This window comes from Amycolatopsis sp. (assembly GCF_025464955.1).
Lineage (GTDB): Bacteria > Actinomycetota > Actinomycetes > Mycobacteriales > Pseudonocardiaceae > Amycolatopsis.
Genome location: NZ_JAODNM010000156.1, coordinates 44,611 through 58,943 on the forward strand (window position 1 = coordinate 44,611; position 14,333 = coordinate 58,943).

General features: G+C 64.9%; 14 protein-coding genes. 7 read left to right on the plus strand and 7 right to left on the minus strand.

Annotated elements, in window-relative coordinates; translation table 11 throughout:
- Positions 1-812: 812 nt before the first annotated feature.
- Entirely contained in the window at positions 813-2,060 is a 1,248-nt protein-coding gene (locus tag JWQ81_RS39745) for an HNH endonuclease signature motif containing protein (protein WP_297550073.1), read from the plus strand.
- A gap of 437 nt (positions 2,061-2,497) precedes the next feature.
- Here the strand turns inward: JWQ81_RS39745 and JWQ81_RS39750 are convergent, their stop codons facing one another.
- The gene (locus JWQ81_RS39750; protein WP_297550075.1) at positions 2,498-2,746 is read right to left on the minus strand and encodes a hypothetical protein; all 249 of its coding nucleotides are present in this window, start codon (positions 2,744-2,746) and stop codon (positions 2,498-2,500) included.
- 219 nt (positions 2,747-2,965) lie between these two features.
- Complete coding sequence (locus JWQ81_RS39755) at positions 2,966-3,946, minus strand: AraC family transcriptional regulator (protein WP_297550077.1); 981 nt, start codon at positions 3,944-3,946, stop codon at positions 2,966-2,968.
- A 435-nt stretch (positions 3,947-4,381) separates the two neighbouring features.
- Here JWQ81_RS39755 and JWQ81_RS39760 point away from each other — a divergent pair, with 435 nt between their 5' ends.
- The 5 genes from JWQ81_RS39760 to JWQ81_RS39785 all read left to right on the plus strand — a co-directional run bounded on the left by JWQ81_RS39760 (position 4,382) and on the right by JWQ81_RS39785 (position 9,837).
- Positions 4,382-5,434, plus strand: coding sequence for an MBL fold metallo-hydrolase (locus JWQ81_RS39760; protein WP_297550079.1), 1,053 nt, complete (start codon positions 4,382-4,384; stop codon positions 5,432-5,434).
- A 128-nt stretch (positions 5,435-5,562) separates the two neighbouring features.
- Positions 5,563-6,705: a glutamate--cysteine ligase gene (locus tag JWQ81_RS39765; RefSeq protein WP_297550081.1), complete on the plus strand. Its 1,143-nt coding sequence runs from the start codon at positions 5,563-5,565 to the stop codon at positions 6,703-6,705.
- Positions 6,706-7,391: 686 nt separating this feature from the next.
- Positions 7,392-7,790, plus strand: coding sequence for an STAS domain-containing protein (locus JWQ81_RS39775; protein ID WP_297550083.1), 399 nt, complete (start codon positions 7,392-7,394; stop codon positions 7,788-7,790).
- 197 nt (positions 7,791-7,987) lie between these two features.
- Positions 7,988-9,448, plus strand: coding sequence for a catalase (locus tag JWQ81_RS39780; protein WP_297550085.1), 1,461 nt, complete (start codon positions 7,988-7,990; stop codon positions 9,446-9,448).
- A gap of 152 nt (positions 9,449-9,600) precedes the next feature.
- Positions 9,601-9,837, plus strand: a complete 237-nt coding sequence (locus tag JWQ81_RS39785) for a CsbD family protein (protein ID WP_297550087.1) — start codon at positions 9,601-9,603, stop codon at positions 9,835-9,837.
- 101 nt (positions 9,838-9,938) lie between these two features.
- Here JWQ81_RS39785 and JWQ81_RS39790 read toward each other — a convergent pair whose 3' ends face one another.
- Both JWQ81_RS39790 and JWQ81_RS39795 read right to left on the minus strand, forming a co-directional pair.
- The gene (locus JWQ81_RS39790; protein ID WP_297550089.1) at positions 9,939-10,442 is read right to left on the minus strand and encodes a bifunctional nuclease family protein; all 504 of its coding nucleotides are present in this window, start codon (positions 10,440-10,442) and stop codon (positions 9,939-9,941) included.
- A gap of 197 nt (positions 10,443-10,639) precedes the next feature.
- A complete protein-coding gene (locus tag JWQ81_RS39795) occupies positions 10,640-11,107 on the minus strand; it encodes an SRPBCC family protein (protein WP_297550091.1) in 468 nt (155 codons plus the stop codon).
- Positions 11,108-11,337: 230 nt separating this feature from the next.
- Here JWQ81_RS39795 and JWQ81_RS39800 point away from each other — a divergent pair, with 230 nt between their 5' ends.
- Entirely contained in the window at positions 11,338-12,366 is a 1,029-nt protein-coding gene (locus tag JWQ81_RS39800; RefSeq protein WP_297550093.1) for an iron-containing redox enzyme family protein, read from the plus strand.
- Between the two features lie 11 nt (positions 12,367-12,377).
- On the opposite strand, the gene JWQ81_RS39805 is transcribed toward JWQ81_RS39800, so the two are convergent.
- The 3 genes from JWQ81_RS39805 to JWQ81_RS39815 form a co-directional block, all read right to left on the minus strand.
- Positions 12,378-12,650, minus strand: coding sequence for a CDGSH iron-sulfur domain-containing protein (locus tag JWQ81_RS39805; RefSeq protein WP_297550095.1), 273 nt, complete (start codon positions 12,648-12,650; stop codon positions 12,378-12,380).
- Positions 12,651-13,173: 523 nt separating this feature from the next.
- Positions 13,174-13,401: a hypothetical protein gene (locus JWQ81_RS39810; RefSeq protein WP_297550097.1), complete on the minus strand. Its 228-nt coding sequence runs from the start codon at positions 13,399-13,401 to the stop codon at positions 13,174-13,176.
- Between the two features lie 232 nt (positions 13,402-13,633).
- Positions 13,634-14,020 carry an STAS domain-containing protein gene (locus JWQ81_RS39815; protein WP_297550098.1) on the minus strand — a complete coding sequence of 129 codons (387 nt, stop codon included), beginning with the start codon at positions 14,018-14,020 and terminating at the stop codon, positions 13,634-13,636.
- Between the last annotated feature and the right edge of the window lie 313 nt (positions 14,021-14,333).

The window sequence follows — 14,333 nt, forward strand, 5'->3', positions numbered from 1 at the left end:
CGTGGGTTTGCGGTGTCCGTGGCTGCTGGTTGACGTGGGCCGGTTTGGTTCTCCTGCAGCAAGGACCGCGGCGAGCGGACTCGTTGGGTTCGGCAAGTTGGGCGTGTCGTGAAGGCCACCTTCACGGCGCAGGACGCGGTGCCTGGAACGTAAGGCGGGTCGGGGTGGTCGGTTCTGTCCAGAGCAGCAAGGACCGGGGCGAGTGGGTGCTGGTAGCGGAACTGTGGGCCTGTTGCGTCGTGCAGGTGGTGCTGGTGGTGGCGATGTGGCTGTTGGGGCTCCTGAAGGCAGTTTCGGTAGGGCCGAGACGGTGTGAAGGCCTAGTTGAGTGCGCCTTACCTGGATCCACCGATGAATATCGTTGTGGATCTTGAGGTGGGTTTCACGTCGGGTGCGCGAGCGGATCTGGGCCGGAGGATTCTGCTCGCACCCTCGCCGGCTGACGGCGTTAGGGCGGTTTCGCTTTCAGGTCCGGTCTACTGCAGCAAGGACCGGGGCGGACTGGGAGTCCGTAGCAGTGAATCTTGGGCCTGTCTCTTTGTGTTGGTGGCTGCGTTTCGTGAGTGGCGAAAGGGACTTTCCTTGCGGTGAAAGCAGGGATAACGCCGTTCATCCTTCGCCAATCACGGTACGCGACTGCCCTCGTTTGTTTGGTGTGTGCGTGAGTGACGCGGCAAGCAGTTGCAGGACGCGAATGGTCGCATTTCGTTGCGGTGGCAGGCTTTCCGAATAACCGACGACTACGTTCCGCGACTACATGTATCACCTGAACGTGTTCCGAATAAACGTTCGATCCGTAGTAGAATAAAGGAGTGCCCAGCGTAACGACCACCCTCCCCGATCCCGCCGATATCCGGCGTGCCGATCCGGTGACACTGGTCGACTACGCCCGGGCGATCACCCGGGAAATGAACCGGTACACCGCACTGCTGGGGCTCGTGGTCACCAAGACCGAGACCGACGGAATCAAGGCGACTCACCAGTACAACTCCGCGGTGCAGTGGCTGATGCATACGACGGGGTTGTCCGAGCCCGCGGCGCGTCAGATCGTGGTCCGTGCCCGCGGCACCAACTCCTTGTACACCATCGACGGGACAGAGGTCCCCGGTGTCGCACCGCTGACCGGTCTTGCCGCACTCGCCGGTGCCCTCACCCCCGCGCATGTCGACGTCATCGTGAAGACGATGACGGCGATGCCCGCGACGGTGTCCGACGAAGACCGGACGGCGGCGGAGAAGATCCTGGTCAACCTTGCCGTTAACGCGTCCCCGATTGAGGTGAAGAAAGCCGGAGACCGGATCCTCGACACCCTCGACCCCGATGGGCCGGAGCCGAAGGATCCGCCGGAGAGACCGGAGCGGGAGCTGTCGTTCCAGGAACACCGCGACGGGTCCGCGACACTGAAAGGCAAGCTGGACAACCTCGCCTACGCGCAGTTGCGAGCCGCTCTCGACCCACTCGCGAAGCCGCACTCGACGAAAGAGGAAGGCCGCGACCCCCGCAGTCAATGGGAACGTCAAGCCGACGCGTTGGTCGACCTGGTCCGCCTCGCGATGACCGTCGACGAGATCCCGACTCACGGTGGTGACCGTGTCCATGTGGCGGTCACCGTGGACTACGAAACACTGAAGTCCGGCATCGGGACCGCGATGCTCGACTATGGCGGTGTGATCACGGCAGCGGAAGCGCGGATGTTGGCGTGTGACTGCAAGGTGATCCCCGCTGTTCTCGGCACCGAGAGTGAGCAGATGGATTTGGGTCGGTCCAAGCGGATCATCACCACCGGGCAACGGCGAAGACTTGTCATGCGGGACCGCGGTTGCGCGTTTCCCGGTTGTAAGAGCCACGCCAAACACTGCGACGGGCACCATATCGTGTATTGGATCCTCGGCGGGCCAACAAATCTGGACAACTTGACCTTGCTGTGTCAGCGGCATCACCGTCTTGTGCATTGTGGTGGTTGGGAAGTGCGGATGGGTGGTGACGGGAGACCGGACTTCATCCCGCCCGCCCATCTTGATCCGCTTCGAAGACCCAGGCGCAACACCGTTCACCTGTAACAGAATACCGACCCCACCCCAGGGCTCGTGAGTGTCGCGACCGGATCATCCGGCCGCGACACTGACGAGCCCTGACTGCATTCCCGGCACACCAGCAACTCGCCGTCGACTTGCGAACGCCGACAACGGTACTGAATCGGGGGACGGCGGGTACGAATCATTCCTACCAGGGGTCGGCGGGACGAACGGGACCGGGCGTAGCGAGCATCGGCAGTCGACGGGAGCGCATGCACGACGGTGACGGCGCTTCCCGAATCGCAACTCACCGCCGACTTGCGAACGCCCTACTGCCACAGTCCTGCTGCAGCAAGACCAACGAATCCGACCAAGATCACCAATCTCCACCGTCGGCGGATCCAGGCCTTACGCCATGAAGGTGGCCTTCACGACAGGTCACAGCGTCACACCCGTCACACCTGCCACATCAGCCCCGCCAGTCACCCGACACGACGCGACAGGCTCTCGGACCCCTTGCGCAGGCACCAACTCGCCCCGGTCCTTGCTGCAGTAGAGCCGAACCCGCCCACCTCAACCGACCAACCACCGGACACCCTTAGGTTCCAGGCATCGGCGCAGGACGCGGTGAAGGTGGCCTTCACGACGTCCCCGACCCGCCGGACCCACCGCAGGAACCTCAGCAGCCACAACACCAGCACCCGTCCGACGTGGCCGACCGTCAGATCCACGTCACGTTGGGTATCGACCCCTGGTACGAATCATTCGTACCAGGGGTCCCCCGATACGAATCGGTTGGGCAGCCGTTCACTCACACGGGTCCCGGGCGCACCAGGTGCCTCACGGACACCGGCACCCCGTCCTTGCCGCAGGAAAGACGAACCAGCCTCCTGCGGGCGCGATCGCGACGTCTCCGGCCGACGCCCAGACGCGTGGCATCGGCTCATTACTCACCGGTCGGACTTCCCGGTCGTCGTCGGACTGGCCGATCCGGGTTCTGGGTGGCTGAGTTCTGCCTGCGCGAGGGTGCGGAAACGACCAGGAGGCATGCCGCGGACGCGGGTAAATGCCCGGTTGAAGGCGTATTCGCTGGTATAGCCGACGGAACGGGCGACAGGACCAATGGGTTCGTTCGTAGACCTGAGGCTGTCGGCCGCCAATTCCATCCGCCAGTTCGTCAGGTAGGCGAGTGGTGTCTGGCCGACGAGTGCACTGAACCGGCGAGCCAGCGTCGCGCGGGACACGGCCAGTTGCGCGGCGAGATCGGCGAGGGTCCAGTCGCGGGCGACGTCGCCGTGCAGCGCGGTGAGTGCCTCGCTCACCAACGGGTCACGGAGCGCCGTGAGCCAGGACGCCGGCAAGGGTTCGGCCTCGTTGGTCATCAGCCACGCCCTGATGATGTGCACGAGTAGCACGTCCAAGAGCCGGTCACGAACGGTGGCGGTACCGCTTCGTATGCCGCTGATCTCGTGTGCCAACAGATGCAGCACGAGATCTGTCGGCCTTTCCGGATCTGGGTGCAAATGGATCAACGGGGGCAGCAAGGTGAGGAGTTGAGCGTTGAGCGCGGCGTCCTGAGAGAAGGAGCCGCAGAGGATTCGAGTGTGCGCCCCGCCGCGTCCGATCGTGAGCCTGCCTCCGGTGGTCATTTTCTGGCGAGAGGCCTGGCGATCGAACGGTTCTGCCGAAGCCCCCGGCTTACTGACCAGGCGATGGTGTGGCCCGCCCGGCAGCAGCAGCAGGTCGCCCGGCATGAGGTGGAGCGGTGGATGGCCGTCCAGTTCGAGCCAGGCGACACCCCGGACCATCGTATGGAACGCCGCGCCGGGGATTTGGTCGTTGGCCACGCCCCAGTCGTCCCCCGCTTCGATGGTGCCGGCGACCGTGCCTCGGACATGAGTCAGATTCAGCACTTCAGACAAAGGGTCCACGCAATCAGGATACCGATTCGTTCAAAGCGTGAGACGGAGGGACAAAAACGTGAGCATCCTGGTCATCGCATCGCGGCAGTCGAGTTCGTATCGTTGAGGTGTACCTGACTCGGCACAAGATTGGATCAGGAACCTGGGTTTCCCTGCGGACCCAGCTAATGCGGACACTCAGTTCGGGTGGGACCTACCGGCTGTTCGTTATGTGCGCAATCCTGGATGAAGGAGCTGTGACCATGGATCGTCGCGCCGTGCTCAAGCCAGTGTCATGCGGGGCACGTTCACCAAGCCGATACCCCATGGCGAGGGCGGTTTCATCGCTCCCATCAGGAGGACCCGACTGGGCTGCGATCAGCATCGCGCGGCCCTGCCTGCCAACGTAAATAGACCAGGGTACATCGCGCCGCAATTTCGGCCACTTCCTGAGAAGGACACGAAATGACTCCGACCAGACGCACATTCCTCACGTTCGCCGCACTCACGGTCCCCGTCGCGTCAGGGCTTCTCGCCCTGCCCGGTACCGCACAGGGTGCGGTCGGCGATCTGCCCGACTACCTGCCGATCCCGCCGAGTTCGATGGGCCCGGCCCTCAACTCCGACGGCTACTACGTCGGCCAGATCAAGGGAAACCTCTACTGGGTCACCGATTCGTTCTACCAGTCGATGTTCCTGACGACCCGCGAAGGCGTCGTAGTGGTCGACGCGCCGCCGACGATCGGCCGCAACCTGCAGCGTGCCATCGACGAGGTCACCAAAACCAGCGGCAAACCGAGCAAGGTCACCCACCTCGTCTACTCGCATTCCCATGCCGACCACATCGGCGCCGCCACGATCTTCGGGGCCGACGTCGAACGCGTGGCCCACCGGGAAACGGGTCGCCTGCTGCGCGAGACACACGACCCGAACCGGCCCCTGCCAACCATCACCTTCGACGACCACTACACATTGCGCGTCGGCGGCGAACTGTTGCAATTGGACTACCACGGCCCGAACCACTCGGCGGACAACATCTTCATCTACGCGCCAAAGCAGGAAACCCTGATGTTGGTGGACGTTCTCTTCCCCGGGTGGGTGCCGTTCAAGCAGTTCGGGATCTCCCAGGAGATCCCGAACTGGGTGCGGATGCACGACGTCGCATTGAGCTACCCGTGGCGCACACTGGTCGGTGGCCATCTGGGCAGGCTGGGCACACGCGCCGACGCCACGCTGCAAAAGGACTACGTGACCGACCTGCGGGTCAACGCCGACGCCGCCATTGCGGGCCTGGACCCGGCCCCGTACCTCGCCAAGTACGGCCCGACGGGCAACGCGTGGGCGATCTTCAAGAGCTACCTGGACGCCGCCACCCGGCAGGCCTCCGACGCGGTGATCGCCAAATACGCGGGCAAGCTCGCGGCTGTGGACGTCTTCACCTTCGACAACCAGTTCACGATGCTGGAATCGCTGCGCACGGACGGCGGACACTTGGGGCCGTTCGGCATCCACCAGTAGCACGATCGGAGGTGGGTCCGGGCCGGTCGACAGGTAGCTGACCGCAATAGGGGTTTCGACGCCATGTCAGCGGGGTATTCGATGAGCTCGTAGGCCACAATCCCCTCCACGAAACGGGAGCGAAACCGGTGGAAACGCGAGCTGACCACGCCAGTCCAAGGACAGCAACGGCTTCACGGGATCGCCTGACGTTCGGGGTCGAAGAAGAATTCCTCGTCGTGGACAAAGCAGGGCAGCTGTCCGAAGCGGCCGTGGATGTCGTTGACGCCGCCGAGCATGATCAAGGCGACCTCCAGCGGGAGTTGACAAGGTCCCAAGCCGAAACGGCTACGGGTGTCTGCCACTCGCATGAGGAGGCACTTCGCCAACTCCGTTCCCTACGGGCGGAACTGGCTCAGCAAGCAGCCGACCGAGACCTGAGACTGCTGCCCAGCGCGACGACGCTGCTGGACGAACGGGCCGGCGTCCGGATCACCTCGGATCGGCGTTACCAGCACATGGCAGACCATTTCGGTGCCATCGCCCGCAGCACAGTGACGTGCGGCTGCCATGTCCATGTCGCCGTCCCAGACCGCGACAGCGGGGTGCGGGTGCTGAACTACCTTCGGCCCTGGCTCCCCGCGCTGCTGACCATCACGGCGAACTCCGCGGTGGCCGAAGGTAAGGACACGGGCTATCACAGCTGGCGATACCAGCAGTGGGGACGATGGCCCTCAGCCGGCCCACCGCCACACTTCGCCTCGACGGACCAATACGACACGACGATCGACGCATGCAGGCGAGCCGGAGCCCTCCTCGATCAGGGCATGGTGTACTGGGACGCCCGGCTGTCCGATCGCCTGCCCACAATCGAGCTGCGTGTCGCCGACGTCGCGGCGAACCCGGAGGAAGCCGTCCTGCTCGCCACGCTCACCCGGGGTCTCGTGGCGACGGCTCTCGATTCGGGCGAACCCGCGGAACGGCTGTCGAATGAGGTGCTTCGGGCGCATTTGTGGCGCGCCTCGCGCGACGGGGCCTCGGGTCGTTGCCTTCACCCGGGCACCATGGAATTGGCGCCGGTGAACGAGGTGGTCGGGGAGCTCGTCGCCACCTCGACGGCCGCTCTCGACGCGGCCGGTGACCTCGAGTTCGTACGCCAGGGGATCGCCCGACTTGCCTCCGAAGGCAGCGGTGCGGATCGACAGCGGGCATGTTTCCGCCGGCGCGAGCGGCCGGAGGATGTCGTGGACCTGCTCGCGATCACCGTTGCCTCATCGGAAACGGAGCGATAGGGCTGGGCGATGTTCGAAGGGTTCCAGGATCAGCGGATCGACGTCGGGCCGGCGGTGCTGCGGGTTCGCCACGGCGGCGCGGGGCCGGCAGTCGTGCTGCCGCACGGGCACACGCGTACCTCCGCGACCTGGCACCGAGTTGCGCCGCACCTCCTTTCGGCGGGGATTCTCCGTCGCCGGACACGACCGCGGCAGCTACGTGGCATTCCGCCTCGCGATGGACCACCCCGCCGCAGTGTCACGGGTCGCCTTGCTCGGCGGAAGTTGACTGGCAGCGTCTGCCCTGTCTTCGGGCCCAGTTGGGTGACTCTGTCGTAGGCAGCATCGGTGAACGACACCTGCAGGGGCTTGGGCGACGTGCTGACTCACCGTGGTCAGCGCGTACTCGGCGTAGCCCCCGGATCCAGGTGCGGTGGCCCTGAACACTTCGTCACCGGCTGCGAACCCTTCGTCCTCCAGCTCGGCTGCCGGATACACATCGCGGGAATTCTCATCAGCGAACCTTCTCGGCGAACGCGAAGCCGCCCTGCTGTGTTGCGGACGCAGTGTCCGAGCGTTAGCCTCGATGCGCGGTTAAGAAGTTGCCGCCGTGTGAGCCCTGCCCAGCAGAGGCCGACTCGGCGATGCCATCTGACCTTGCCTCCGGTCGCCGTAGTCGCCTCCAGCGGATCGGAGGTACCTCCGTCATGACAGCCTTGCCAGTCATCGCTCCCGTCGGCGTCGTCCCCCAAGCCCGAGCCTCAGCTGAGTCCACCCGGGCACCTGCCGACCAAATGTGGGTGTCCGTCCACCGCCCGACGCAAGTGTCGGTCATCGTCACCATCGGCGGCGAAGTGGACATGCTCACGGCGCCCCGGCTCAGCGAGCTCGTGACCTGCCGGCTCCGTGCCGCGGTCTCAGTGGTGGTCATCGATCTATCCGAGGTCACCTTCCTCGGGGTGGCCGGAGTTCGCGTGCTGCATCAGGCGTACCTGCTGGCTCGGCAGTCGGCTGTGCAGTTGTTCATCGTGACGGGGGATTCCCGGTGCGCGGCGCGTGCGCTGCGCATCTGCGGCATGGAACACCTCCTCTCCCGTCCACGGTAAGACCACAGCAGCGGTAACAACTCCTGCGGGGGCGCGTCCTCACGGCGAGGCGCTCGGCAATCGCATAAATGCGCTACGGCGGCCGACGAAGCGCAGATCAACAAGCCAGGTCGCTTGCCCACCCGCTCACCGCAACCCCCATCCGTATTCCACTGTGGAGACCACAACACCGAACAATACGAAGGAGAGCAACGGTCATGACGTCAGCCCGAACCGAACCCACCACCACGGACGCGGGGATTCCGGTCGAGAGTGACGAACACTCCCTCACCGTCGGACCCGACGGACCGATTCTCCTTCAAGACCACTACCTCATCGAGCAGATGGCGCAGTTCAACCGCGAGCGGGTGCCCGAGCGGCAACCCCATGCGAAGGGCAGCGGCGCCTTCGGCCGGTTCGAAGTCACCGGCGACGTCAGCGCCTACACCAAGGCCGAGGTCTTCCAACCGGGTGTCAAAACCGAAGTACTGGCGCGGTTCTCCACCGTCGCCGGGGAACGGGGCTCTCCCGACACCTGGCGCGACCCGCGAGGTTTCGCGTTGAAATTCTACACCACGGAGGGAAACTACGACCTCGTCGGGAACAACACCCCGGTGTTCTTCATCCGCGACCCGCTGAAGTTCCAGCACTTCATCCGCTCGCAGAAACGCCGCGCCGACAACAACCTGCGCGACCACGACATGCAATGGGACTTCTGGACCCTCTCCCCCGAATCCGCACACCAGGTCACCTGGCTGATGGGCGACCGCGGTATTCCGCGGACCTGGCGGCACATGAACGGCTACAGCTCCCACACCTACCTGTGGGTCAACGCCGCGGGCGAACGCTTCTGGGTGAAGTACCACTTCAAGACCGACCAGGGTGTCGAGCACTTCACCCAGGACGAAGGCGACCAGATGGCCTCCGCCGACACCGACTACCACACCCGCGACCTGTTCGAAGCCATCGATCGTGGCGACCATCCCAGTTGGACGTTGAAAATGCAGATCATGCCCTTCGACGACGCCAAGAACTACCGGTTCAACCCCTTCGACCTGACCAAGGTCTGGCCGCACGAGGATTACCCGCTGACCGAGGTCGGCCGCCTGACACTGGACCGCAACCCGACCGACCACCACACGGAGATCGAACTGGCGGCGTTCGAGCCGAACAACCTCGTACCCGGTATCGGTCCCAGTCCAGACAAGATGCTGCTCGGTCGCCTGTTCGCCTACGCCGACGCACACCGGTACCGCATCGGCGCGAACTACAAGCAGCTGCCGGTGAACGCACCGCAGTCGCCTGTCCACAGCTACAGCAAGGACGGTGCGATGCGGTTCACCAAGGTGTCCGACCCGGTGTACGCGCCGAACTCCAAGGGCGGCCCGAGCGCGGACACCGAACGCTACGGCACCCCCGCGGGTTGGTACGCCGACGGGGAAATGGTGCGCTCCGCTTACTCGCCGCACGAGGAGGACGACGACTGGGGCCAGGCCGGCACCATGGTCCGAGAAGTCCTCGACGACGCGGAGCGCGCACGACTTACCGACAACATAGTCGGACACCTGCTCAACGCGGTGTCCGAACCGGTGCTGCGGCGCGCTTTCGAGTACTGGCGCAACGTGGACAAGGACCTCGGCGACAGGATCGAATCCGGCGTCCGGGCGAAAACAGGATGAGAAAGATCCGAAAGCCGAGGAGCAAGCCAACCCCGCACGCGGCGGCATGCAGGACAAAGCCTGACCAACCGAGTGAGGTTCACGGTTCGCGAAACCCGCGAATGGGTAGTCACCGAAAGACCCGAACATCGCATCACCTGGAGGTACTGACCATGGCCGACACCAGCAGCGGACCCGAAGAAGGCGTCAAGGGCGTCGTGGAGGACGTCAAGGGAAAAGTCAAAGAGGCCGCGGGCACGCTTGCGGGCGACGATTCGCTGCAGCGCGAAGGCAAGGCACAGCAGGACAAGGCCGAAGCCCAGCGCGAGGTCGCCGAAAAGGAAGCAGCAGCGGAGAAGGCGCGTGCGAAAGCGGCGGCCGACGAAGCGCGGGAACGCGCAGAACAGTAGCGCAAAACCTTGGGATCTCCCGGATGTACGCCCGCCGGCCTCGCTGTGCAGCGAATGGGACACCGAAGCCTCGGCCCCCGGACAACGTACGCAAGCAGTGTCTACCCAGGCGGTAGATCGTCAAAGTCTTCCGGTGAGACGACATCCAGAAACTCGCGGAACTCTGTCACTTGATCGTTCTCGGCCGCACCATCCTCGTCGTCGGCAACCACGCCGTGTGCGCGCCCGGCCTCTTGAAGCACGGTGTCCGCGACCAAGACCGGCACCTCAACCAGCAGCGCGATCGCGACAGCATCGCTAGGACGGGCGGACACCCGCACCCCGGCGTCGAAAACCACCTCCGCGTAGAACTGGTCATCGCGCAACGCCACGATCTCCACGCGCTCCACATTACGGCCGAATACATCGACCAGCGCGACCAACAACTCCAGCGTATCGGCGCGATCGTGACTGATGTGTTCCTGCGCGGCGACCAAGGCCCGCGCCTCGGGACGCCCGACCGTAATGATCATCCATCGCCGATGGCCAGCGGCCTCGCGCAACACGATCACGGGAGTGCCATCGTGCGGGAGGACCGCCACTCCCTCGACCTTGACCAGCACCATGACCGCCACCACCTCGACTGGGACTACTGCCCAGTTTCCGGCACAGCAATGCTTTCCGCACCTCGACACCGAGAACCTGCTGGGCCGAAGAGTTGGCTGCTGGAGCGGGCGGGCGATGGTTTCAGACTGCACACCAGGGCGACCGCGTGAAGAGGTTCGGTCATGCCTCGTCAAGTACCCCCGGCTGCCGTCTCTGCTCAGTGCTGGCTCGGCCGATCGACGTCGCCGCGCCACGCGCCGGTCTCCTGACCGTCGCGGTACTCGATGAACGTCTTGAACCGCTCCATGTCCCCCTTGACCTTGCGGTCGAGGATCCCGAGTTTGTCGGCGACGTTTTCGACGAACCCGTCCGGGTCGATGTCCATCTGCGCGGTCACCCGAGTGGTATCACCGTCAAGGCGGTGGAACGTGATCACCCCGGCGTGGGTGGGGCCGGAGTCCGAGGCCCACGCGACTCGTTCGTCGGGATTCTGCTCGGTAATCGTGGCGTCGAACTCTTTGGTGATGCCGCCGACGCTAACCGTCCAGTGGGTGTGGGTGTCGTCGAGCTGACGGATCTCGTCGACGCCATCCATGAATCGCGGGAACGACTCGAACTGGGTCCATTGGTTGTAGGCGGCGGAGACAGTGGCTTTCACGTCGACCGACTCGGTGATGGTGCTCATCGGAGAGACCTCCTTTGTCTTCGAGAAAAGAACTGCGGTTAGCCGACCTATCCACGGCTAGATGGGTTGCGTACCCATACCAGCGGGGATCGAAACGATGACGAAACGATTCATCACCGCGTGGTCACCGCGGGTGAGCTGCGTCGCGAGGGGAATGAAACCGCCGATCGTGGGGTACCACTCCGGTCGTCGCGACGCGCCGCAAATGTTCAGTCGAGAAAGGACCCGCCATGCGCTTGCCCCGCCCCCGCGGCCCGATCAGCACAGCTCTGGTGTCGAGCCTGTGCCACGCCCCACATCCACTGCCCGTTGCTGTGCTGGAGCACGCGCGCAACTCCCGCGGCGCAGGCCCGGGATCCGCCCTCGAGGACGAGGACCTGCAGGCGAGTCTGTGGATCTGCTACGAGTTGAGCTATCGCGGTTTCCAGGGCGTGGACGCCGACTGGGAAACGGATCTCTCCATGCTGGCGCTGAGAACCGCGCTGGAGGACCGGTTCCTGTCCAGTCTGCGACACCTCACCCGCGACGCTCAGACGGCTGCCGACCCGGCCTCGGTACCCGCAGCGCTCACCGCACTCATCGAGGCCGACACCGGGCCGGCCTTGGCCACCTACCTGCAGCGGGAGGCCTCCGGGGACCAGTTCGGCGAGTTCGTGGCACACCGCTCGATCTACCACCTCAAAGAAGCCGATCCACACAGCTGGGCCATTCCACGCCTCAGCGGGCGCGCGAAAGCGGCCCTGGTGGAGATCCAAGCCGACGAATACGGCGGCGGCCGGCTCGAGCGGATGCACTCCGAACTGTTCCGCGCCACGATGCGTGACCTGGGTCTCGACGACACCTACGGTGCCTTTCTCGATCAGGTCCCCGCGGTGACACTCGCGGTGAGCAATACGATGTCGCTGTTCGGGCTGCACCGGCGATGGACCCCGGCGCTGCTGGGGCATTTGGCCGTGTTCGAGATGACGTCGTCATTGCCCAACCGCCGCTACGGCAACGGTTTGCGCCGCCTCGGCTACGACCGCACGACGACACTCTTCTACGACGAGCACGTCGAAGCCGACGCGGTGCACGAGCAGATCGCCGCGCACGAGATGTGCGGCGCCTATGCCCACGACCACCCCGAATCCACCCGGGACATCCTCTTCGGAGCCGCCTGCGCGCTTGCCGTCGACAACGCCGCGTCAGCGTATCTACTGGAAAAGTGGAACGCCGGCGTCAGTGCGCTTCTCCCCGTCGAAAGCACGGTCGCGGCCTGACACCGCAGCGGTCACCTGTCGGTGTCAACCGGCCCGGGTCGCAGCGGGTCACGCTCAGACCCGCTGGCGGCCCGGAACTTCGCGACCTTGTGCGTGCCGTCGCAGAACGGCTTGATGGCCGAATGACCGCAACGGCACAAGGCAACCGTGTCACGGCCCGACTCGATGACCTCACCGGACTGAGACAACATCCGCACGTCACCACGAACCAGCAATGGCCCGTTCTCACACGGCGTGATCGTCACCGAAGACGCGTCAGCGGGTTGTGTATCGGGATGGCTCATGCCGACGGACTACCCCGCAACCGTCCTACCCACACGCGCACTCCGAGCCAGTCTCATTTCCGCGCTCATCAACGAGATTCACGATTCGCCCGGAACCAGGCGTAAACGAACGCAAGACCAAGGAGCAGGCCGCAAATGCCGATGACGACACCCGGACTCGCCCCGCGCGGTCCGGCTGCGCCACCGCCGCCGGGTGACGCCGGCACCGGAACTCCACGTACTCGGTTGCCCTGGCTGCACACCACAGGGTCCGCGCTGCTCGGCTTTGCCGGTCAGGTCAACGCGGTCCTTCTCGACCGCCCTGGATACAGATGACTGGAGGACACGTGCAGTACCTACTGTTGATCTACAACTGCGACCGCCCCGAACCGTCCGACCCGGGGTTCGCTGACGCTCTCGACCGGGTGAACGCGTTCGCTGACGAGTGCCACCGCCGCAGCGCTGCTGCTGATCCTGCGGGAAGTCGCGCTCCCCCGCCTCGACGACCCCCCGAAGCCGACACGCGACTCTGCGTTCGCGGGTACTAGCCGGAATGGCCGCACTCGAAGACGACCGCGGTCGCCAGAGCCGCGCAGCCCGGGCAGGTGTTGACCGGTCGTTCGCGGCGACCCCAGAACGGATGGCTGGCACCACACAGCGCGGTGACACGGTCGCCCGGTTGTGGTGCCGGGTGGCAGACGGGGCAGTACGCGTGCGCAGCGCGATCGATATCGGTAGCCGCGCTCGCGTCTGCCTGGGAATCGGCGATCATCCGGTTCTCCTCGGTCGCAGTGGGCTCACTCGGAGAAGGTTCCCGAGGGGGCCACAGCTGAACCGTCCTGAGACAGTCACGATCACCGACCACGGCCGATGGCGCCCACCGCCCTCGGGGACAAGCCTCGCACAAGGCAGAGGCCTGTCCCTGATCCGCCGGTGGGCACCCCGCGTGGACATCGTCGGCACATAAGCCGGCCGCTGCCCATCCACTGATCCGCACAGCGGAGCTAGTCGAGGTCGATATCGGCCAGCGCGTCCGCCCGCGACGGATACACCGCCAGATACTCATCCATCCCGGTGACCTCCAGTACCCGGCGCACGAAGGAACTCTCGACGGTCACCCGGAACTCTGTTCCGTCAATGTCGGCACGTCGCCGAACGTCGAGGAGGACATTGAGCCCCGGGCTGGAGAAAAACTCGACCGCAGCGGTGTCCACGACCACCACCGCCGGAGGCGCCGGCTCCCACGCCCGGACGAACTGCTTCTCCAGCTCACCGACAGACGCGAGGTCTATCTCGCCGACGAGCGTCACAACGACCACTCGCGGGCTCTCAACCAGAAACTCCACGGAGTGCGACGAGGTAAACGGCGACCGGCCGACACCATCACGCATGACTGCCTCCTACCATCAATCGGGCACGACACCAACAGACGGACTGACGACGACAGTTGCGGCTCCCTGCTGAACCGCAGTGACATGGTAGAACCGGCGCATACCGGACGCAACGCCTGTGGCACGCACCATCTGGTCGAGTTGTCCGCCGTGCCGCGAGAGCGATACCAGCTCTTGTCGCCAGCACCCTGCGTGTCAGGGTGAGTTGAGTCCACTGGTTCACAGCAACCCGGCCTGATGCAGGGCGAGATACGGATCGACTGAGATGACCCGCACGAGCATGTCCTCGCTGGTCGAGGGCGATAATGTGCAG

What these genes read in the sequence shown, in the direction of transcription:
- JWQ81_RS39760 (WP_297550079.1), top strand. Translation starts at nt 4,382, where the DNA reads ATGACTCCGACCAGACGCACATTCCTCACGTTCGCCGCACTCACGGTC.
- JWQ81_RS39795 (WP_297550091.1), bottom strand. Translation starts at nt 11,107, where the DNA reads ATGAGCACCATCACCGAGTCGGTCGACGTGAAAGCCACTGTCTCCGCC.
- JWQ81_RS39800 (WP_297550093.1), top strand. Translation starts at nt 11,338, where the DNA reads ATGCGCTTGCCCCGCCCCCGCGGCCCGATCAGCACAGCTCTGGTGTCG.
- JWQ81_RS39780 (WP_297550085.1), top strand. Translation starts at nt 7,988, where the DNA reads ATGACGTCAGCCCGAACCGAACCCACCACCACGGACGCGGGGATTCCG.
- JWQ81_RS39815 (WP_297550098.1), bottom strand. Translation starts at nt 14,020, where the DNA reads ATGCGTGATGGTGTCGGCCGGTCGCCGTTTACCTCGTCGCACTCCGTG.
- JWQ81_RS39790 (WP_297550089.1), bottom strand. Translation starts at nt 10,442, where the DNA reads ATGGTGCTGGTCAAGGTCGAGGGAGTGGCGGTCCTCCCGCACGATGGC.
- JWQ81_RS39785 (WP_297550087.1), top strand. Translation starts at nt 9,601, where the DNA reads ATGGCCGACACCAGCAGCGGACCCGAAGAAGGCGTCAAGGGCGTCGTG.
- JWQ81_RS39805 (WP_297550095.1), bottom strand. Translation starts at nt 12,650, where the DNA reads ATGAGCCATCCCGATACACAACCCGCTGACGCGTCTTCGGTGACGATC.
- JWQ81_RS39775 (WP_297550083.1), top strand. Translation starts at nt 7,392, where the DNA reads ATGACAGCCTTGCCAGTCATCGCTCCCGTCGGCGTCGTCCCCCAAGCC.
- JWQ81_RS39810 (WP_297550097.1), bottom strand. Translation starts at nt 13,401, where the DNA reads ATGATCGCCGATTCCCAGGCAGACGCGAGCGCGGCTACCGATATCGAT.